Annotated in this window: 18 protein-coding genes; 13 read left to right on the top strand and 5 right to left on the bottom strand. The window is 68.4% G+C overall.

The genetic code is table 11. The features are described 5' to 3' along the window. Positions 1 to 16: 16 nt before the first annotated feature. The 3 genes from panE (at position 17) to ACZ5LB_RS19425 (ending at position 2,398) form a co-directional block, all read left to right on the top strand. On the top strand, positions 17 to 928 hold the full coding sequence (gene panE / locus ACZ5LB_RS19415; protein WP_464603854.1) for a 2-dehydropantoate 2-reductase: 912 nt from the start codon (positions 17 to 19) through the stop codon (positions 926 to 928). A gap of 147 nt (positions 929 to 1,075) precedes the next feature. Beyond that, a complete protein-coding gene (locus ACZ5LB_RS19420; protein WP_464603855.1) occupies positions 1,076 to 1,915 on the top strand; it encodes a hypothetical protein in 840 nt (279 codons plus the stop codon). A 3-nt stretch (positions 1,916 to 1,918) separates the two neighbouring features. Then, the gene (locus ACZ5LB_RS19425) at positions 1,919 to 2,398 is read left to right on the top strand and encodes a PIN domain-containing protein (protein WP_464603856.1); all 480 of its coding nucleotides are present in this window, start codon (positions 1,919 to 1,921) and stop codon (positions 2,396 to 2,398) included. 193 nt (positions 2,399 to 2,591) lie between these two features. On the opposite strand, the gene ACZ5LB_RS19430 is transcribed toward ACZ5LB_RS19425, so the two are convergent. Further along, positions 2,592 to 3,917 (bottom strand): OmpP1/FadL family transporter, encoded by a 1,326-nt coding sequence (locus tag ACZ5LB_RS19430; RefSeq protein ID WP_464603857.1) that lies wholly within the window; start codon positions 3,915 to 3,917, stop codon positions 2,592 to 2,594. Between the two features lie 109 nt (positions 3,918 to 4,026). On the opposite strand from ACZ5LB_RS19430, the gene ACZ5LB_RS19435 reads away from it, so the two are divergent. Both ACZ5LB_RS19435 and ACZ5LB_RS19440 read left to right on the top strand, forming a co-directional pair. Next, positions 4,027 to 5,739, top strand: coding sequence for a serine hydrolase (locus tag ACZ5LB_RS19435; protein ID WP_464603858.1), 1,713 nt, complete (start codon positions 4,027 to 4,029; stop codon positions 5,737 to 5,739). Between the two features lie 28 nt (positions 5,740 to 5,767). Further along, positions 5,768 to 6,832, top strand: coding sequence for an aldo/keto reductase (locus tag ACZ5LB_RS19440; RefSeq protein ID WP_464603859.1), 1,065 nt, complete (start codon positions 5,768 to 5,770; stop codon positions 6,830 to 6,832). A gap of 15 nt (positions 6,833 to 6,847) precedes the next feature. Here ACZ5LB_RS19440 and ACZ5LB_RS19445 read toward each other — a convergent pair whose 3' ends face one another. From ACZ5LB_RS19445 to rlmF, 3 genes are all read right to left on the bottom strand, one after another. Then, positions 6,848 to 7,012, bottom strand: a complete 165-nt coding sequence (locus ACZ5LB_RS19445) for a hypothetical protein (RefSeq protein WP_464603860.1) — start codon at positions 7,010 to 7,012, stop codon at positions 6,848 to 6,850. 68 nt (positions 7,013 to 7,080) lie between these two features. Next, positions 7,081 to 7,284, bottom strand: coding sequence for a cold-shock protein (locus ACZ5LB_RS19450; protein WP_306599326.1), 204 nt, complete (start codon positions 7,282 to 7,284; stop codon positions 7,081 to 7,083). A 300-nt stretch (positions 7,285 to 7,584) separates the two neighbouring features. After that, entirely contained in the window at positions 7,585 to 8,493 is a 909-nt protein-coding gene (rlmF, locus tag ACZ5LB_RS19455) for a 23S rRNA (adenine(1618)-N(6))-methyltransferase RlmF (protein WP_464603861.1), read from the bottom strand. A gap of 223 nt (positions 8,494 to 8,716) precedes the next feature. Between rlmF and ACZ5LB_RS19460 the strand changes: the two genes are divergently transcribed. The 6 genes from ACZ5LB_RS19460 to ACZ5LB_RS19485 are packed head-to-tail and all read left to right on the top strand — an operon-like array spanning position 8,717 to position 15,222. Next, a complete protein-coding gene (locus ACZ5LB_RS19460; protein WP_464603862.1) occupies positions 8,717 to 8,965 on the top strand; it encodes an acyl carrier protein in 249 nt (82 codons plus the stop codon). A 13-nt stretch (positions 8,966 to 8,978) separates the two neighbouring features. Then, the gene (locus ACZ5LB_RS19465) at positions 8,979 to 10,493 is read left to right on the top strand and encodes a class I adenylate-forming enzyme family protein (protein WP_464603863.1); all 1,515 of its coding nucleotides are present in this window, start codon (positions 8,979 to 8,981) and stop codon (positions 10,491 to 10,493) included. Then, positions 10,494 to 12,467 carry an asparagine synthase (glutamine-hydrolyzing) gene (gene asnB / locus ACZ5LB_RS19470; protein WP_464603864.1) on the top strand — a complete coding sequence of 658 codons (1,974 nt, stop codon included), beginning with the start codon at positions 10,494 to 10,496 and terminating at the stop codon, positions 12,465 to 12,467. Between the two features lie 2 nt (positions 12,468 to 12,469). Next, positions 12,470 to 13,468 (top strand): NAD(+) synthase, encoded by a 999-nt coding sequence (nadE, locus tag ACZ5LB_RS19475; RefSeq protein WP_464603865.1) that lies wholly within the window; start codon positions 12,470 to 12,472, stop codon positions 13,466 to 13,468. Between the two features lie 8 nt (positions 13,469 to 13,476). Next, complete coding sequence (locus ACZ5LB_RS19480) at positions 13,477 to 14,352, top strand: hypothetical protein (RefSeq protein ID WP_464603866.1); 876 nt, start codon at positions 13,477 to 13,479, stop codon at positions 14,350 to 14,352. A 9-nt stretch (positions 14,353 to 14,361) separates the two neighbouring features. Next, complete coding sequence (locus tag ACZ5LB_RS19485) at positions 14,362 to 15,222, top strand: N5-glutamine methyltransferase family protein (protein WP_464603867.1); 861 nt, start codon at positions 14,362 to 14,364, stop codon at positions 15,220 to 15,222. Here ACZ5LB_RS19485 and ACZ5LB_RS19490 read toward each other — a convergent pair. Further along, positions 15,188 to 16,264, bottom strand: coding sequence for a 3-oxoacyl-ACP synthase III family protein (locus ACZ5LB_RS19490; protein ID WP_464603868.1), 1,077 nt, complete (start codon positions 16,262 to 16,264; stop codon positions 15,188 to 15,190). The genes ACZ5LB_RS19485 and ACZ5LB_RS19490 overlap by 35 nt on opposite strands. Before the next feature lie 297 nt (positions 16,265 to 16,561). Here ACZ5LB_RS19490 and ACZ5LB_RS19495 point away from each other — a divergent pair, with 297 nt between their 5' ends. Together ACZ5LB_RS19495 and ACZ5LB_RS19500 are read left to right on the top strand one after the other, a co-directional pair. Further along, a complete protein-coding gene (locus tag ACZ5LB_RS19495) occupies positions 16,562 to 17,377 on the top strand; it encodes a type IV toxin-antitoxin system AbiEi family antitoxin domain-containing protein (RefSeq protein ID WP_464603869.1) in 816 nt (271 codons plus the stop codon). An 89-nt stretch (positions 17,378 to 17,466) separates the two neighbouring features. Further along, a complete protein-coding gene (locus tag ACZ5LB_RS19500; protein ID WP_464603870.1) occupies positions 17,467 to 18,168 on the top strand; it encodes a nucleotidyl transferase AbiEii/AbiGii toxin family protein in 702 nt (233 codons plus the stop codon). The last annotated feature ends 47 nt before the right edge of the window (positions 18,169 to 18,215 follow it).

The following is an 18,215-nucleotide window of genomic DNA, read 5'->3' on the forward strand; positions in this document are numbered from 1 at the left end:
CCCGGGAGCACCAGACATGCGGATTCTCATCGTGGGCGCCGGCGGCATCGGGGGGTATTTCGGGGGGCGGCTCCTGGAGGCGGGGCGGGACGTGACCTTCCTGGTGCGTCCCGGGCGGGCCCGGAAGCTGGCCGCCGAAGGCCTTTCCATCCGCAGCCCCTTCGGGGACCTGCACCTCGCCGCCCCGCCCACGGTGCTGGCCGGCGACCTCCGGGACCCCTTCGACCTGGTGCTGCTCAGCTGCAAGGCCTACGACCTGGAGGAGGCGGTGGAGGCCTTCGCCCCCGCCGTGGGCCCCGGCACCGCGGTGCTGCCCCTGCTCAACGGCATGCGCCACTTCGATCTCCTGGACCGGCGCTTCGGGGCGGAACGGGTGCTGGGCGGGTCCTGCTTCATCTCCTCGGCCCTGGACGCCCAGGGCGCCGTGGTGCACTTCAACCGCCTTCACGGGCTGGTCTTCGGGGAGCGGGACGGGGCGCGCACGCCCCGGGCCCTGGCCCTGGAGGCCCAGCTCTGCGGGGCCGGGTTCGACGGCCGCCTCAGCCTGGAGATCGTCCAGGAGCTGTGGGAGAAGTGGGTGTTCATCGCCTCTGCCGCCGGGATCACCTGCCTCCTGCGGGGTTCGGTGGGCGACATCGTCGCCGCGGGCGCCGAATCCCTGGGCGTGGCCCTCATGGAGGAGTGCGCCTCCGTGGCCGCGGCCCAGGGCTACGCGCCCCGGCCTGCGAGCCTGGAGAAGACCCGGGCCATCCTCACGGAGCCGGGCTCGGCCATGACGTCCTCGCTCTTCCGCGACCTGGAGGGCGGCGGCCGCATCGAAGCGGACCACCTCATCGGCGACCTGCTGCGCCGGGGGAAGGGCCCCCTGCCCATGCTGGCCCTGGTGGACGCGAGCCTGCGCACCTACGAGGTGCGGCGGCGGCGGTAGCCAGCCGGATTGATACGATTGGAGGAATCCTTTCAACCCAACGTTAAGCTGGGGTGGGTCCTGGTTAAGGCGCCGTGCCCCTGCGGGCTCGACCCGGGAGGGGTCCTTGGGGGATGATGGGATCGCGTTGCTGCGGGAGGGGGGGCCATGACCAGAACCAAGAAGGACCTGGACCTGGTGCTTTCCATCGGCGGCAAGGGCGCCCTGAAAGGGGCTCTGACCCCCGAGGACCTCGAGGACCTGGCTGACCTGATGAAGGGCCTGAAGAACTTTGATCCATCCTTGGAATCCTTGCGGATGGTGGGCTCAATCCGGGCCGGCAGCGCAACGGTAGGTCTGGTCGCACCCCAATCCAAAGGCCTCCCGGACATCCGACCGGCGCGGGAGGCTGTCCGGTCCTATTTTCAAAATGGCGGGTTTGATCCACAGGAAGGCTGGAAATGGGCCAAGGCCCAGAGGGCCGCCCTTGATCGGCTGACCCGGCGTGGCTGTCGTCTTGGCGTCAAAGTGCCCCCCGCCCACTCCGATGAAACGGAATTCAAGGCAAAGTTCGATCGCAAGGATTACCTGGCCTTTTCGCAGCGAATCGCCGCAGAGGCGAAATGGGAGCTCATCCAGGGCCGCCTGCTGGAGGTTGATTTCAAGGACCGGACCTTCGAGGTCCATACCCGACACGGAGCGATGACCTGCACCTTCCCACCTGATCTACCGGAGGATCGTCTGGTTGGGTTGGTGCGGAAAGTCATCTTCGCGAGGGTTTTATGTCGACCCCGCCCCCCCCAAGGGCTGTGGAAGGCCGAGGCTTGCGAAAGCGTGCTTCTGGCTCCCCAATCCCAGGAACTCCTCGCCGAATCCTACCCCGCCGGCATCCACCCCCCCAGGCGCCCCATGGCAGGCGGCTTCAACCTGGAGGAATTCGCTCCCAGTCTAGGAGCGGACGCTGGCGAAAGCCTGGGCGCATTCCTGAAGGAATTCGAAGGGGAGTGAGGCATGGCCCTCGTGGTGGTGGATACAAACCTGATCTCCCTTCTAGTCAAGTTGAAGAATGGCCGTCTGAAGAAGGACGAGGCGCGCGCCAGGCGCTATGAGGCATACCTGCACGGCAAGGACATGGTCCGGGCCTTCCCAACGGAAGCGGAACTCCATGTCTGGCTGCAGCGGCTGCCGGAGGATTCGCGCAAGGCGGAGTATGCCCAAGGTATTCAAGAAATTCTTGACCAGACCGGGCTGATTGACGGAACCGATCTCGTCGCCCGCCATTGGGCCAAGATCATTACCGCAGGGGAATCCGCCGCCTTGATCCATGTGCGGGATGGTGGGAACCCCAACAGGGAGGCCCAACTCAACGACACATGGATCGCGGCTTGCGCCCTGGCCCATGGCTTGCCCCTGGTAACGGACAATGGCAAAGACTTTTCCTGGATGCAGGAAGCTCTGGGCCTGAAGATGGTCTGCTATTCCGGATCTTGAGGCTCTAAAAATGCCCGCTCGGAGCCGATTCAGGATTGCATCCGACCTGAAATGTCCCGAAACCGGCATTCCCGCGAAGAGAGACACGGGCGAGCGTCTTTTGGCGATGCTCTCCGTCGCGGGAGTTGCGACAGCAACTCCCGCGACGATCGGGGCGAAATATAGGGACCCGTACCTATACCTAGACAGGCTGCTAGAACGTCAGGCGCCCCTGCAGCGCGAAGATGTCCACGCGGTTGTGGAAGGTGCCGTGGATGGTGCCGCGGAAGAAGTCCGGGCCGCCCGGGGTCGCGGTGAGGGCGAGGTTGGAGTTCTTCACGAAGAGCCGGCTGTAGCTGAAGTCCACGGAGAAGGCCCGGGTCACGGCGTAGCCCGCGCCGGCGGAGGCCCAGGTCCTTTCGGCGTCGGGGATGCGGGGGGTGCGGTGGGTGTCGGTGGTGGGGGTCTGGTCCAGGGCCACGCCGGTGCGCACGGTCCAGGCGCCGCCGGGGCGCCAGGTGAGGCCCAGGGCCAGGAACCAGGAGTCCTTCCAGTACTCGGGCGTGACCGAATCGGCCTGGCCGCTGGCGAAGGTGATGCGGATCTCCTTGAAGTGGGACCAGAAGGTGCGGGCCGCCTCGGCCTCCAGGGTGAGGGCGGGGGTGACGTCCCACGCGGCGCCCAGGGAGGCGGTGCCGGGCTGGTTGGCCTTGGGGGTGGCGGCGCCGTCGCGGAAATTGGCGGCCAGGGCGGCGGGGACCCCCTGGTAGGACACGTCGCCCTTGAGCTCGAAGTCGATGGCGGACTGGTAGCCCACCCCGAAGCGCAGGTCGGTGCGGGGCTCGAAGAGCACGCCGACCCGGTAGCCGGGGCGCCACTGGGTGCCCTTGACGGTGGCGACGCCGTCCTGGGCCCCGGGGGCGAAGCCGGGGATGCGGTAGGCCGCGCCCACGGCGCCGAAGTCCACGGCGTTGCTGAGGGTGGCGTCCACGTGGCGGGCCACCACGGCCGCGCCCACGGACCACTTGGGGCTGATGCGCCAGGCCAGGTTGGGGGCGACTTCGACGATGGTCATGGTGGACTTCATGGCGTGGTAGCGCCCGATCCAGTCGGACCCGTATTCGCTGGTGAGGCCGAAGGGGCTGTTCAGGGAGAAGCCCACCTTCAGGTCGGGGCTCAGGCTCCACATGGCGTAGAGGACGGGCAGGGCCGCGCTCCGGCCGGCGTCGCCCCCGGAGGTGCCGGTGATCGCGCTGCCGCCGAGGGTCGTGGCCCGGGTGGCGCTGCCGCCCTCCAGCCTCGCCGAGGGCTGGATCTGGCTGGCGCCGATGACTAATGCATTGCCCTGGAAGCGTGTCAGGGTGGCCGGGTTGAAGAACATGGAGCCGATGTCGCTCCCCCCCGCGGAAATGCCCGCGTAGGAGTTCCCCTGGGCGCTGGGGCTCTGTTCGCGCAGCTGGAAGCCCGAGGCCAGGGCCGCGGGGGCCAGGGCGAGGACCAGGGAGGAGCAGGCCAGGGTGCGGTGGATGGGATTTTGCATTAGAACCTCATCTTTTTGCCAAACCCCCAGCATACCAAACGAACCTTGCAGGTCACGACATGATTTCTCCTTCATCCCTGTACACTGGCCTCACCTCCAGGAGCGAATCATGCGGATCCTTTCCCCGTCCGTGGCTGGCCTCGTCCTTTGCCTGGCAGTCCCGGGTCTCGCCGGAGGCCTTTCCGAGCCGGATCCGGCCCTGCGGTGGAAGGCGGTGGCGGCCCTGGCCGCCCAGGGGGCCCGGGCGGTGCCCGAGGCGATCCGGGTGCTGGAGACCGGCGACGCCGCGGGCCGGGAGGCCGCGGCCCGCGTCCTGGCGCGGCTGGGCCCGGCGGCCTGCGCCGCGGTGCCGGCCCTGGTCCGCGCCCTGGGCGACCCCGAGGCCCTGGTGCGGGAGCGGGCCGCCCAGGCCCTGGGAGCCCTGGGGCCCTGCGCGGCGACCTCGGCCAAGGCCCTGGCCGGGGCCCTGGCCGACGCCGACATCTTCGTGCAGGGCCAGGCCGCCCTGGCCCTGGGCAGCCTCGGGCCCGGGGCGGTGCCGGTGCTGGCCGGGGCCCTGGAATCGCCCGAGACTTCCGTGCGCAAGGGCGCGGCCACGGCCCTGGGGCATCTGGGTCCCGCCGCGATGCCGGCGGCGCCGGGCCTGGTGAAGGCCCTCGGGGACCGGGACCCGGCCCTGCGCCAGGGGGCGGCCTTCGCCCTGGGCGTGGCCGGGGCGGGGGCCTCCGCGCTGCGGGAGGCCCTGGCCGACCCCGACGAGGACGTGCGGTGGGCGGCCTCCTGGGCCCTGGACCGCATGGGGGCCGCCCCCGGCGGCACCGTCGAAACGATCCGGGAGCTCACGCCGCGGCTGATGAAGGAACTGAAGGTGCCGGGCGTGTCCATCGCCGTGATCCGGGACCGGAAGATCGCCTGGTCCGGCGCCTTCGGCGTCGCCGACGCCCGGACCGGGACCCCCGCCGCGCGGGAGACGGTGTTCGAGGCCTGCTCCATGTCCAAGCCGGTGTTCGCGTACCTGGCGCTCCTGATGGCGGACCGGGGCCTGCTGGACCTGGACCGGCCCCTTTGCGCCTACCTCCCCGGGGACGGCTACCCGCCCCAGGCCGAGTTCCGGCTCATCACGGCGCGCATGGTCCTCTCCCACACCTCGGGCCTGCCCAATTGGCGCAAGGACGGGGAGGAGCGGGAAGGGCCCGTGGCGGTGGCCTTCAAGCCCGGGTCGCGCTTCCTGTATTCGGGGGAGGGGATGTTCCTGCTCCAGCGGGTGGTGGAGCGCATCGCCGACGAGCCCCTGGAACTGCTGGCGGAGCGCATGGTCTTCAAGCCCCTGGGAATGTCCCGCTCGAGCTTCGTGTGGACCCCGGCCGTCGGGGCCACGCTCGCCGCCGGCCACAGGCCGGACGGAACCTTCAACACGCGCTCCCGCTACCTCCACGCCAACGCGGCCTACACCCTCTACACCACCGCCGACGACTACGCGCGGTTCCTGCTGGCCTTCCTGGACCCCGCCCAGGGCGGCCTCACGGCCCCGTCCCTGAAGGCCGCCCTCACCGCCCAGGTGACCCTGGACGCCCGGGAGCCCATGGAGCGTCCCGGCATGGCCCGCGGGCTGGGGGTGGGGTGGTGCCTGGGGTGGTCCGTGAACCGGACCCTGGGCGGGGACATCTTCCACCACTCGGGCGCGAACCAGACCGGCTTCCGCTGCTTCAGCCAGTTCGATCCGGTCCGGGGCACGGGCCTGGTGATCCTCACCAACGGGTTGAGCGGCGGCGACCTCTGGGTGAGGCTGGTGAGCCGGGTGGGGGACCTGCCCAAGACCTGATAGATTTGCCCTGGAACGGAGAACGCCCATGACCATGCCGATGGACCGCCGCACCCTTCTCAAGCTCGGGGCCGGAGCGGCCCTGGGGCTCGCGGCCGGCAGGGCCGCGGAGCCGGGACCCGCCGCCTCCCGGCCCCGGGCGGACGCCCCCTGGAACCCCGGCACCGCCCGGGCCATGCCCACCCGCAACCTGGGGCACACGGGTCACCTGGTGGGGATCTTCAGCCTGGGGGGCCAGGCCGCCATCGAGAAGCCCAACAATGAAGCCGTGGCCGTGCCCATCATCGAGCGGGCCCTGGACCTGGGCGTGAACTACCTGGACACCTCGGCCCGCTACGGCGGGGAGGCCCGGTGGAGCGAACAGTACCTGGGCAAGGTCATGAAGCGCAGGCGCCGCGAGGCCTTCCTCGCCACCAAGACCCACGACCGCACCCGGGACGGCTCCCTCCGCCTCCTGGAAACGTCGCTGCGCCTTCTCCAGACCGACCACGTGGACCTCTGGCAGCTGCACGCCATGGCCACGCCCCAGGACGTGGAGGCCGTGTGCGCCAAGGGCGGAGCCCTGGAAGCCTTCCGGGAGGCGCGGGAGCAGGGCCTCGTGCGCTATCTGGGCCTGAGCGGCCACACCGATCCGGCCGTGCTCATGGAGGCCATCCGGCGCTTCCCCTTCGACACCGTGCTCATGGCGTTCAACGCCGCCGACCCGCACCACCTCACGTTCCGCCCCCTGCTGGACCTGGCGGTGGAGAAGGGCATGGGCGTGATCGGCATGAAGATTCCCGCCCGCGGCCGGCTCCTGGCGGGCTACGCGCCGCCGCCCCTCGAGCAGCAGCGCGGCGCCGTGAAGATCACCCGCACCGGGGCGCTGACCATGAAGGAGGCCATGGGCTACGTGCTATCCCACCCGGTCTCCACGGTGATCGTGGGCGTGGACACCATCGCCCAGCTGGAGGAGAACGTGGCCATCGCCCGGGCCTTCACGCCCTACGCGCCGGCGCAGCTGGCGGACCTGGAACGGCGCGCCTTTCCGGTGTCGGGGCAGGCGCAGTGGTACAAGCGGGACGCCCCGCAGAACCCCCCGCAGAACCGCTGACCCGGCCGGGCCAGCCTACTCCTGGACAGGCGTGGTGTCCTGTCCTTCCTCGGGAACCTGGGCATCGGGTTCGGCCGGGGCCTGGCCCTTCTGCAGGCGCTTCGCGCGCTTTTCTTCCTGCTTGCGCTGCCGGTCCAGGTCCTTGAGCCGCTTGTCTCTCTGGTAATTCACTCTGGCCATGGGGACTCCTGCAAAGAAACCGGCCCGCCACCTTCAGCAGGGGCGGGCCGGAACCGGATTGCGCCGGACTAGAGCTTGGTGACGTTGATCGCCTGGGGGCCCTTCTGGCCCTGTCCGCTCTCGAAGCTCACGCGCTGGTTCTCGTCCAGCGTCTTGAAGCCCGAACCCTGGATGGCGGTGTGATGGACGAACAGGTCGGCGCCGCCACCATCGGGGGTGATGAAGCCGAAGCCCTTTTCAGCGTTGAACCACTTAACAGTACCTTGAGCCATTGGAGATCCTGAAGTTGTCTCGAATTTAAGCGCTGTGTGCGAGTCGAGACAGTGGCCGGCCCAGCGTAGATTACCCACGACGTATGGATTCTCTAGAGTCATCATGACGTACTTCCGGGGAGAAGCCAGAAAATGATGCCGATTTTTGCAATTATTTTTATCTGTTGGAACAGCGATGTTTGAATTCCCCCTGAAATTGAAGGAGATCGCCCCTTCACCCCTTTGACCCATGCCGAGGCGAAAGGGATAGGCCGAAAGCCAGGGTGCTGCATATCTGTCTTTATATTTCATTCCCGGCCCTCAGAAGCCCCAGGCCACGATGCGGCTGACCTTCTGACCCTGGCCCATCTCCAGCACCCGCACCCGCGTCGCCCCGGCCCTGCGCAGCGCGGCCCGCACCGGCGGCAGGTTCGCGGACTTGGACACCAGGCTGGTGAACCATCGGCAGCATTCCGGCCGCTCCGCGCTCTCCTCCACCATGCGGCCCACGAAGGCCACCTCGCCCCCTTCGCACCAGAGCTCCGCGCCCTGGCCCCCGAAGTTCAGCACCCCGGCGGCGGGGCGCCCCAGGTTGCGCCATTTGCGCCGGGTGCCCTCGCGGGCCTCGGCGGGGGAGCCGTGGAAGGGCGGGTTGCACATGCAGGCGTCGAAGGTCTCGCCCGGGCGCACCACCCCGGCCAGGATCCGCCCCGGGTCCTTCTGGAGGCGGAGCTCCACGGCCTCGGCCAGGCCGGGGTTGGCGGAGAGGATGGTGCGGGCGCTGGCCAGGGCCTTTGGGTCGATGTCCGTGCCCAGGAAGCTCCAGCCGTACTCCCGGTGGCCCACCAGGGGATAGATGGCGTTGGCCCCCACGCCCACGTCCAGGATCCGCACCCCGGGGCCCCGGGGCGGGACCCCTCCGGTGGCCAGGAGGTCGGCCAGGTGGTGCAGGTAGTCGGCGCGCCCCGGCACCGGGGGGCACAGGAAGCCGGGGGGCAGGTCCCAGCCCCGGATGCCGTAGGCCGAGGCCAGCAGGGCCCGGTTCAGGGTGCGCACGGCCTCGGGGTCCGCGAAGTCGATGGTGGCCTCCCCCAGCGGGTTGGGCCGCAGGAAGGGGGCCAGTTCGGGGCAGGCGGCCACCAGGGCGGGGATGTCGTAGCGGCCCCGGTGGCGGTTGCGGGGGTGAAGGCCCGGTTTGCCTCCGGTTCCAGGGTCGGTCGTTCGGGTCATGGTCGGGTCTCGGGGCTAAGGGTGGACCCTGGGTTCGGGCCGCTTCCTTCCAACCTTAACCAGACGGGTGGGGCAGTTGGGAATTCCCTGCATCGGGCCTGTTGCATCGGACCGCAGTTCGGCTAAACTGTCATCGACATAATACCAGCAGTTTATATACAAGTTGGACCGTCAATCACCTGCCCTGCTGAGGGGAACCCGAATGGCTTTGGACACGACTTCTGTGGCTCCGAAGATCCGCGACTACATCGCGCGAAACTTCCTCTTCAGCGACCAGGGCTACGGATACGGCGACGCATCCTCGTTCCTCGAGGAGGGCATCATCGATTCCCTTGGGATCATCGAACTGGTCTCCTTCGTGGAAAAGGAGTTCGGGATCTCCGTGAGCGACAGCGAGCTGCTCCCCGACAATTTCGATTCCGTGGCGAAGCTGAGCGCCTACGTCGTGGGCAAGACGGAAAAGGCCTCCTGAGGGGGGCGCGCCCATGCTGGTCCATCAATTCCTCTCGGCCACGGCCGCACGACTGCCCCACAAGGTGGCGGTGGTGTGCGGGAACCAGCGGGTCACCTACGCGGAGCTGGATGCCATGGCGGAACGCCTGGGCCGGGCCCTGGTGGACGCGGGCGTCGGGCGGGGGGACCGGGTGGCCATCCACCTGCACAACTCGGTGGAAGCCGTGGTGGGGATCTTCGCGGCGCTGAAGGCCGGCGGCGTCTTCGTCCTCATCAACGCCTCCACCAAGCTGGACAAGCTGAAGTACATTCTCAACAACTGCCGCGCCTCGGCCCTGCTCATGGACGAGCGCGTGGTGGGCTTCCAGGACCTGTGGGCCGGCGTGCCGTCCCTGCGCCTGGGGGTGTCCTGCTTTTCCACCCGCCCCGCCGAGGGCCGCGTGCGGACCTTCGAGGCGATCCAGGCCGACGACCCCGGGGCGCCCCTGCCCATCGTCAACATCGACCTGGACCTGGCCTGCCTGGTGTACACCTCGGGCAGCACCGGCGAGCCCAAGGGCGTCATGTGCGACCACAGCAACGTGGACTTCGCGTCGACCTCCATCATCACCTACCTGGAGAACCGCGAGGAGGACATCGTCCTGGGCGTCCTGCCGCTGTCGTTCGACTACGGCCTCTACCAGCTCCTGATGGTCCTGAAGTTCGGCGGGACCCTGGTGCTGGAGCGCAGCTTCACCTATCCCGCCCTGATCCTCCAGCGGATCCAGGAGGAGCGCATCACCGGCTTCCCGGGCGTGCCCACCGTCTTCGCCATGCTCCTGGCCATGGACCGCAGCGCCTTCGACCTCTCCAGCCTGCGCTACCTCACCAACACCGCCGCGGCGCTGCCCCCCAGCCACATCCAGGACCTGCGGGCCGCGTTCCCGGGGGCGACCCTCTACTCGATGTACGGCCTCACCGAAACCAAGCGCACCCTCTACCTTCCGCCCTCGGAACTGGACGCGCGGCCCGGGTCGGTGGGCATCCCCATCCCCGGCACCGAGGCGTGGCTGGAGGACGAGGCGGGCCGCAGGCTCGGCCCGGGCGAGACCGGCGAGCTGGTGGTGCGGGGCCGCCACGTCATGCGCGGCTACTGGGAGGCCCCCGAGGCCACCGCCCGGCGCTACCGTCCCGGGCCCATCCCGGGCGAGCGCGTGTGCCATTCGGGCGATCTCTTCCGCACGGACGCCGACGGCTTCTTCTACTTCGTGGGCCGCCAGGACGACATCATCAAGAGCCGCGGGGAGAAGGTGGCGCCCAAGGAGGTGGAGAACGTCCTCCACATGCTGCCCGGGGTGCTGGCCGCGGTGGTGGGGGTTCCCGATCCCATGGCCGGCCAGGTGATCAAGGCCTGCGTGGTGTGCACCGGACCGAAGCTCACGGAAGCCGAGGTCATCGCCCACTGCCGCCGGCACCTGGAGGACTTCATGGTGCCCCGGTACGTCGAGTTCATGGCCGAGCTGCCCATGACCCCCAGCGGGAAAATCAGCAAACTCGGGTTGGCCTAGATGTGTGGCGTGGTCGGGTACTGCGGCCTGGGCGATTCGGCCCCGGCGCGGGCCTCGGTGCTGCGCGCCATGTTGGGCGCCATCCGCCACCGGGGGCCGGACCAGTTCGGCGTCTACGTGGACGGCCGCACCGGGCTGGGCAACGCCCGGCTCAGCATCATCGACCTCAGCTCCGGCCAGCAGCCCATCTCCAACGAGGACGGAACGCTCTGGATCGTCTTCAACGGCGAGATCTTCAACCACCCCGAGCTGCGCGAGGAGCTGGAGGCCCGGGGCCACCGCTACGCCACCTCCTGCGACACCGAGACGGTCCTGCACGCCTACGAGGAGTTCGGCCCCGGGTGCCTGTCCCGGTTCAACGGCCAGTTCGCCATCGCCATCTGGGACACCGTCAAGCAGACCCTCTTCCTGGCCCGGGACCGCCTCGGCGTGCGGCCCCTCTTCTACGCCCAGGCCGGGGCGACCCTGGTCTTCGGTTCCGAGATCAAGGCGATCCTGGCGCACCCGGAGGTGGAGGCCCAGGCGGACCCGGAGGCCCTGGACGAGATCTTCACCTACTGGAGCACCCTGTCGCCCCGCACCTTCTTCAAGGGCGTCCGGGAGCTGCCTCCGGGCAGCTGGATGCAGGTCCGGGACGGCCGCGTGACCCTCGAGCCCTGGTGGGAGCTGGACTTCCCCGAGCCCGGTCCCGTGCGGTCCGCGGAGGACTGCGCGGCGGAACTGCGGGAGCTCCTCATCGACGCCACGCGCCTGCGCCTGCGGGCCGACGTGCCCGTGGGGGCCTACCTCAGCGGGGGCCTGGATTCCTCCACCATCACCGCCATCATCCGCACGTTCACCACCAATCCGCTGGAGACCTTCTCCATCGCCTTCGACGACCCGGCCTTCGACGAGAGCGGCTTCCAGGCCCGCATGGCCAAGGCCCTGGGGACGAACCACCACGTGGTGCGCGCCAGCCACGCCGACATCGGGCGCATCTTCCCGGAGGTGGTCTGGCACGCGGAGACGCCCCTCATGAGGACGTCCCCGGCGCCCATGTTCCTGCTCTCGGGCCTGGTGCGGAGCCGGAACTTCAAGGTGGTGCTCACCGGGGAGGGGGCCGACGAGTTCCTGGCGGGCTACGACATCTTCAAGGAGGCCCGGATCCGCCGCTTCTGGGCGGCCCGCCCCGATTCGAAGCTCCGCCAGGAGCTGTTCAGCCGCATCTACCCCTGGATCTCGGGCCTGACGCAAGGCACCGCGAACTACGCCTCGGCCTTTTTCGGCATGGGCCTTTCCGAGACCGGCGCCCAGGACTACTCGCACGCCATCCGGTGGCGCACCACGGCCCGGGCCAAGCGCTTCTTCAGCCCCGCCCTTCTGGAACAGGTGGGCGCCACCCGCGTCCCCGGCTACCCCGAGGGCTTCACGGGGTGGGATCCCCTCCACCAGGCCCAGTACCTGGAGATCTCCATCTTCCTGTCGCAGTACCTCCTTTCCTCCCAGAGCGACCGCATGGCCATGGGCCACTCCGTGGAAGGCCGGTTCCCCTTCCTGGATTACCGCATGGTGGAGTTCTGCAACCGCCTTCCCCCGGGCCTCAAGCTCCAGGGGCTCACGGAGAAGTTCCTGCTCAAGCGCGTGAGCCGCGAGTGGCTGCCTCCCGAGATCACGGACCGGCCCAAGCAGCCCTTCCGCGCGCCCATCCAGCGGGCGTTCTTCGGGGCGGCGGCGCCCGACTACGTGGACGAGCTGCTCTCCCCCGCCGCCATCCGCGAGGCGGGGTACTTCAACCCGCGCGCCGTGGAGCACCTGGCGTCCAAGCTCCGCCAGGGCCACGCCCACAGCGAGACCGACGACATGGCCGTGGCGGGCATCATCTCCACCCAGCTGGTCCACCGCCAGTTCCTTTCGGGCTTCAGGCCCTCCCCTCCCCTGGACGCCGCGGACGACGTGAAGCTCGTCACCGGCGCCGGGGCCTCGCTGCAGGACTGACCATGGTCATGAACAGGCATATCCTCGACATCGATCCCCCGGCGGAGACGGACCGCATCGTGAAGTGGCTGCGGGAGAACATGCGCGGGCTGCACCGGACCGGCGCGGTGCTGGGGATCAGCGGCGGCATCGACTCCTCGGTGTGCCTGGCGCTCTGCGTGAAGGCCTTTGGCCCCGGGCGCGTGGTGCCCCTCATCCTCCCCGAGAAGGACTCGGACCCGGCCTCGGAGGACCTGGCCCGCATGCTGGCGGCCCACTACGGCCTGACGCCCGTCAAGGAGGTCATCACCCCCGCCCTGGACGGCTACGACTGCTACGGGCGCCGGGACGAGGCCATCGCCCGGGTGTTCCCGGAATTCGACGCCGCCAAGGGCTACCTGGCCAAGATCGTGCTGCCCCCCGGGCTCCTGGACAACGGGACGCTCAACGTCTATTCCCTCACCATCGTCACGCCCGAAGGCGTCGAGAAGACCGCGCGCCTGGGGCCGGCGGAATTCGCCCAGATCGTGGCCGCCTCCAACTTCAAGCAGCGCACCCGCACCGCCATGCTCTACTACCACGCCGAGCTGCGCAACTACGCGGTGGTGGGCACGCCCAACAAGAACGAGCACGACCAGGGGTTCTTCGTGAAGTTCGGCGACGGCGGGGTGGACCTCAAGCCCATCGTCCACCTGTACAAGACCCAGGTCTACCAGCTGGCGGCCCACCTGGACGTGCCCAAGGTCATCCAGGAGCGCACGCCCACCTCCGACACCTACAGCGCCCCGGCCACGCAGGAGGAGTTCTTCTTCCGCATGCCCTTCGCCACCATGGACCTGCTCTGGTACGCCCAGGAGAACGGCGTCAGCCTGGAGGAGACGGCCCGGGCCCTGGACCTCACCCCCGCCCAGGTGCGCAACGCCTTCGACGACTTCAGCCGGAAGACCCGGGCCACCCATTACCTGCGCACGCCCCCCCTGGACATGGCGGGGATGGAACGGCCGGTTCCGGCCGGGTCCTGAGGCGCGCCGTGGCCTTCCCGCGAGTGGTCCGGACCGCGGCCTTCGCGCTGGCGGCGCCGCTCTGCGTCTCCTGCCCGGGGACGAAACCCAAGGAGGCCGCCATGGCCCACACCCCCGTCCGCATCGCGTTCCTCCACCACAGCACCGGCGAGGCGGTGTGGAAGGGCGGCCTGGCCCCCTTCATCGAGGCCTGGAACACCCGGCACGGCACCGACTACCGCATCACCGAGCAGAACTACCCCATGGCCAAGGGGAACCACCCCCGCATCGGCGCGCTGCTGCCGGCGCGTGTCTTCAACGCGATCTTCCGGGACCACTACCCCTGGGAGAACAACCCCTACGACTACTGGAACCTCTGGGTGGCCCACCGCGGGCAGGACCGGGACCGGTCCGAAGCCAACCTGGACGACCTGGCCCGGGACTACGACGTGATCGTTTTCAAGCACTGCTTCCCCGTGAGCTCCGTGGCCGACGACGACGGCGCCCCCTCGGCGTCGTCGAGGCGGCGGACCCTCGCCAACTACAAGCTGCAGTACGAGGCCCTCAAGGCCCGCATGCGGGAGTTCCCCCGCACGACCTTCATCGTCTGGACGGGACCCGCCCTCACCGAGTCGGCCACCCGGCCCGGGGACGCCGAGCGCGCGCAGCGGTTCGCGGCGTGGGTGAAGGACACCTGGGACGAGAAGGGCGACAACATCTTCGTGTGGGACTTCCGGGAGCTGGAGACCGACGGCGGCCTGTACCTGAAACCCGGCCGTTCCGTCACCGCCGGTGATTCCCATCCGTCGGCCGACTTCGCCAGGAAGGCCGCGCCCCTCCTGGGTAAACGCATCGTGGATGTCATCGAGGGCCGGGGCGACACGTCGAGCCTCACGGGACTCTGAGGAGAGAACATGGCCGGCTTGGATCTGGACCAGCTCAAGGCGAAGGTGGAGGCGCTCCTGGCCCCCGTGGCGGGAAGCGAGGCCGGGGCGGAGGCCGAACGGATCCTCGCCGCGGCCCGCGGCCTGGCCCCGGCCGAGGCCGAGGCGCAGGTCGCGGCGTGGGCCGCGCGGCGCGCGGAGGGCGCTCCCCTGGGCCTGGTGATCGGCCGGCAGCGGTTCCTGGGCGTGGAGCTGCTCACGGGCCGGGACGTCCTGGCGGCACGGGAGGAGACGGAGATCCTCGGGCGCGAGGTGCTGGCCGCGCTGGAGGCGGCGGGCCCCGGCGAGGTGCGCATGATCGACATGGGCTGCGGCTCGGGCAACCTGGGCTGCGCCGCGGCGGTGCTCATGGCCCGGGCGCGGGTGTGGGCCTCCGACCTCACCGAGAGCTGCGCGGCCCTCACCCGCGAGAACGTCGGGCTGCACGGCCTGGGGGACCGCGTGGAGGTCTCCCAGGGGGACCTCTTCGAGCCGCTCAAGGGCCGGGGCCTGGAAGGCACCATGGACGTGGTGGCCATGAACCCGCCCTACATCCCATCCACCTCGCTGGAGAAGAACCACGCCGACCTGCTGCTCCACGAGCCCCGGGAGGCCTTCGACGGCGGCCCCTACGGCATCTCCATCGTCGGGCGCTTCCTGCAGGAGGCCCCGGCCTTCCTGAAGCCCGGGGGCCGGGTGCTGTTCGAGTTCGGCCTGGGCCAGGCCCGGCTCGTCCAGGCGCTGGTGGCCAAGAACCCGGCCTACGGGGACTGCCGCCTGGCCACGGACGCCGCGGGCGAGCCCCGGGTGGCGGTGCTCAGGACCCGGGAACCCGGTACACCACCGCGTTGATGTTCATGCCCGCCCCCACCGAGGCGAGGACCAGGACGTCGCCGGGGCGGATGGCGTGGCCCTCCAGGTCCCCCTTGAGGATCAGGTCCAGCATCGTGGGGATCGTGGCCACGGACGTGTTGCCCAGCCAGGAGATGGTCATGGGCATCAGGCCGGGAGGGGGGGCTTCCAGGCCGTAGAGGCGGCACAGGGCCTCCAGGATGGCCTCGTCCATCTTCAGGTTGGCCTGGTGGATGAGGAGCTTGGCCACCTGGCTCAGGTCCACCCCGGCCTTGTCCAGGGCGTCCTTGACGGCGCCGGCGACGTTATGGAGGGCGTAGCGGTAGAGCTTGCGGCCCTCCATCTTCAGGAAGAGGTCCCCCGGGAAGGCCCCGTCGCGGTAGGAGGGTCCCATGACCAGCATGCCGGAATGCTCGAAGGCGTCGGAGCGCACCGCGTGGGCGAGGATGCCCCCCGGGGCCTCGCGGCCCTCCAGGATCACGGCGCCGGCGCCGTCGGCGTAGATGAGGCTGTCCCGGTCGTGGGGGTCCGACACCCGGGAGAGGGTGTCGGCGCCCAGGACCAGCACCCGGCGGGCTGCGCCCGCACGGACCATGCAGTCGGCCTGGATGACGCCCTGGAGCCAGCCCGGGCACCCGAAGACCAGGTCGAAGGCCACGGCGCCGGGGTTATGGATGCCCAGGCGCGCCTTCACCCGCGCCGCCAGGGACGGCACGAAGTCCGACCGGTGGGTGCCGGGGCGCACGTTGCCGAAATTGTGGGCCACGATGAGCCCGTCCAGGGATTCCCGGTCGATGCCCGAGGAGGCCAGGGCGTCCTCCGCCGCCAGGAAGGCCATGTCCGAGGTGAGCAGGTCGTCGGGGGCGTACCGGCGCTCGTGGATGCCGGTGATGGCCTCGAACTGTTCAAGGATTTCTTCGTTGGGCTTGTCGATCGGCTGGTGGTCTGGACCGTGGAACCGGTGGTGCAGGAAGGCCGAATTGGGAACGACCTGGGCCGGGATGTGACGGCCGGTTCCCGCAATGAAGGTCTGAAGTGCCATACGAACCCCTCATACAGGTTAGCCTCTGCGGTAGGGTGGGACCAAGGTGTGATCCCGGTCCCGGGCCCTGGAGTCCAGCCGGCGGGGACCGTTCAGGTTCCCGATCGCCGCCGTCTAAGATCCTCAAATAAAGTAATTAGCTTCCGAATGAAACCTGCGGTGCTTTGAACGTCAGCAATTTCAGGTAAATATGCCTAAAGTAACATTTTTTGTTTCATTGGGTGTTTTTAGCTAAAAATGGAATCTATACTTCACCAAAGGAAACAGAAAATGTCTCCTTGAGGATATCTAGCCAAGATGGACGTCATCTCCAACTCCCTGAAAGATTCGCCTCGGCTTCGCAACTGGGTGGACGATCTCCAGGCCAACGGGCGGTACACCTTTACCAAGGAGGAGGCGTCCCAGGGCGTGAACCTGGAAGACCCGAACCTGCGTGTCTACCTCGGACGCCTGATTCGAAAGGGGCGCCTGGCGATGCCCCGGAGGGGATTCTTCGTCATCGTCCCACTGGAATATCTGTCTCAAGGGGCCCCTCCTCCACCGTGGTTCATCGACGCCCTGATGGCCGACGAAGGGCGCAGATACTACGTGGCCCTCCTTTCCGCCGCCTCCATCCACGGCGCCGCCCATCAGCAGGCCCAGGAGTTTCAGGTCATGGTGGAGCGCCAACGGAAACCTGCCAAGGCAGGGCGCCACAGCCTTGCCTTCTTCGTACGCGACGCAGCAGGGCACATGCCCCTCATGGAGGTGAAGACTCCGACCGGCACCATGGTGGTCTCGACCAAGGGGACGACCCTGCTGGATCTTGTGGCATATCACCGGCGGGCCGGGGGACTGGGCAACGTCGCGACAATCGTGGCCGAACTGGCCGCCGGACTCGAATTCAAGGATCTTACGCTGGCGGCCAAGCGGAACGAGTCCGCCATCCTCCAGCGGCTGGGATATCTCCTGGAATTGACCGGCTGGCCGGACGCGGCCCTTGAAGTCGAGAACCTCCTCCGGCACCGACACCATTCTGTCGTGAAACTGAGATCGGATCTCCCCGGATCGGGTGCGATCATGTCCAAACGATGGTCCCTGTGGATCAACGACCAGATCGAGGCCGACATTTGATTTCCCAGGCGTACATCACTCATTGGCGAGCCCACGCCCCCTGGTCATCCGATGCACAAATCGAACAAGACCTCGTCTTGAGTCGGGCGATGGTTGAGGTCTTCACGGACCCCACCTGCCTAACCGCCCTGGCCTTTCGTGGTGGCACCGCCCTCCACAAGCTCTTCCTTCAACCCGCGGGGCGCTACTCCGAGGATTTGGACCTCGTGCAGGTTGCGGCTGGCCCCATTGGCCCCGTCATCAGCGCCTTGCGGTCGAAGCTGACTCCCTGGCTTGGTGAACCGCGGTGGAAGCAGGGGGAAGGGCTCGTGACGCTGGTTTTCCGCTTCGAGTCCGAAACGCCTCCGGTCGTGCCGCTGAGGCTGAAGGTCGAGATCAACACGCGTGAGCACTTCACCCATCTGGGCTTCAAGAATTTGCCGTTCAAAGTGGAGAGCCCGTGGTTCAAGGGGAAGGCCATGATGAAGACCTACCACCTGGAAGAACTGCTGGGCACCAAACTCCGCGCCTTGTATCAGCGGAAGAAGGGGCGTGACCTTTTCGACCTCTGGCTGGCTCTTGCCAGCACAAATGTGGACCCCGTCGGTATTGTCCAGTGTTTCCAACGTTATATGGAGTTCGGGGAGACCCAGGTCAGCAGGACCATCCTGGAGTCGAACCTGAAATTGAAGGTCGAGGACCCCACCTTCAATCGTGATGTTCTCCCCCTGCTCGCAGATCAGGTCCGCAGCCATTACGAGGCCGCTGATCCCTTCAAGCTGGTCCTGGATCGATTGCTGGCCTTGATGTGATCAGGCTAGGCCGGGACGACCTTCTTTTTGAGGATGGGTGGGTTCGG

It is taken from the genome of Mesoterricola sp. MK458, assembly GCF_055384935.1.

Coding starts and splice junctions, on each gene's coding strand:
- panE (WP_464603854.1), top strand. CDS start 17: ATGCGGATTCTCATCGTGGGCGCCGGCGGCATCGGGGGGTATTTCGGG.
- ACZ5LB_RS19425 (WP_464603856.1), top strand. CDS start 1,919: ATGGCCCTCGTGGTGGTGGATACAAACCTGATCTCCCTTCTAGTCAAG.
- ACZ5LB_RS19485 (WP_464603867.1), top strand. CDS start 14,362: ATGGCCGGCTTGGATCTGGACCAGCTCAAGGCGAAGGTGGAGGCGCTC.
- ACZ5LB_RS19430 (WP_464603857.1), bottom strand. CDS start 3,917: ATGCAAAATCCCATCCACCGCACCCTGGCCTGCTCCTCCCTGGTCCTC.
- ACZ5LB_RS19420 (WP_464603855.1), top strand. CDS start 1,076: ATGACCAGAACCAAGAAGGACCTGGACCTGGTGCTTTCCATCGGCGGC.
- ACZ5LB_RS19440 (WP_464603859.1), top strand. CDS start 5,768: ATGACCATGCCGATGGACCGCCGCACCCTTCTCAAGCTCGGGGCCGGA.
- asnB (WP_464603864.1), top strand. CDS start 10,494: ATGTGTGGCGTGGTCGGGTACTGCGGCCTGGGCGATTCGGCCCCGGCG.
- ACZ5LB_RS19450 (WP_306599326.1), bottom strand. CDS start 7,284: ATGGCTCAAGGTACTGTTAAGTGGTTCAACGCTGAAAAGGGCTTCGGC.
- ACZ5LB_RS19490 (WP_464603868.1), bottom strand. CDS start 16,264: ATGGCACTTCAGACCTTCATTGCGGGAACCGGCCGTCACATCCCGGCC.
- ACZ5LB_RS19465 (WP_464603863.1), top strand. CDS start 8,979: ATGCTGGTCCATCAATTCCTCTCGGCCACGGCCGCACGACTGCCCCAC.
- nadE (WP_464603865.1), top strand. CDS start 12,470: ATGGTCATGAACAGGCATATCCTCGACATCGATCCCCCGGCGGAGACG.
- ACZ5LB_RS19435 (WP_464603858.1), top strand. CDS start 4,027: ATGCGGATCCTTTCCCCGTCCGTGGCTGGCCTCGTCCTTTGCCTGGCA.
- ACZ5LB_RS19495 (WP_464603869.1), top strand. CDS start 16,562: ATGGACGTCATCTCCAACTCCCTGAAAGATTCGCCTCGGCTTCGCAAC.
- rlmF (WP_464603861.1), bottom strand. CDS start 8,493: ATGACCCGAACGACCGACCCTGGAACCGGAGGCAAACCGGGCCTTCAC.
- ACZ5LB_RS19445 (WP_464603860.1), bottom strand. CDS start 7,012: ATGGCCAGAGTGAATTACCAGAGAGACAAGCGGCTCAAGGACCTGGAC.
- ACZ5LB_RS19500 (WP_464603870.1), top strand. CDS start 17,467: ATGGTTGAGGTCTTCACGGACCCCACCTGCCTAACCGCCCTGGCCTTT.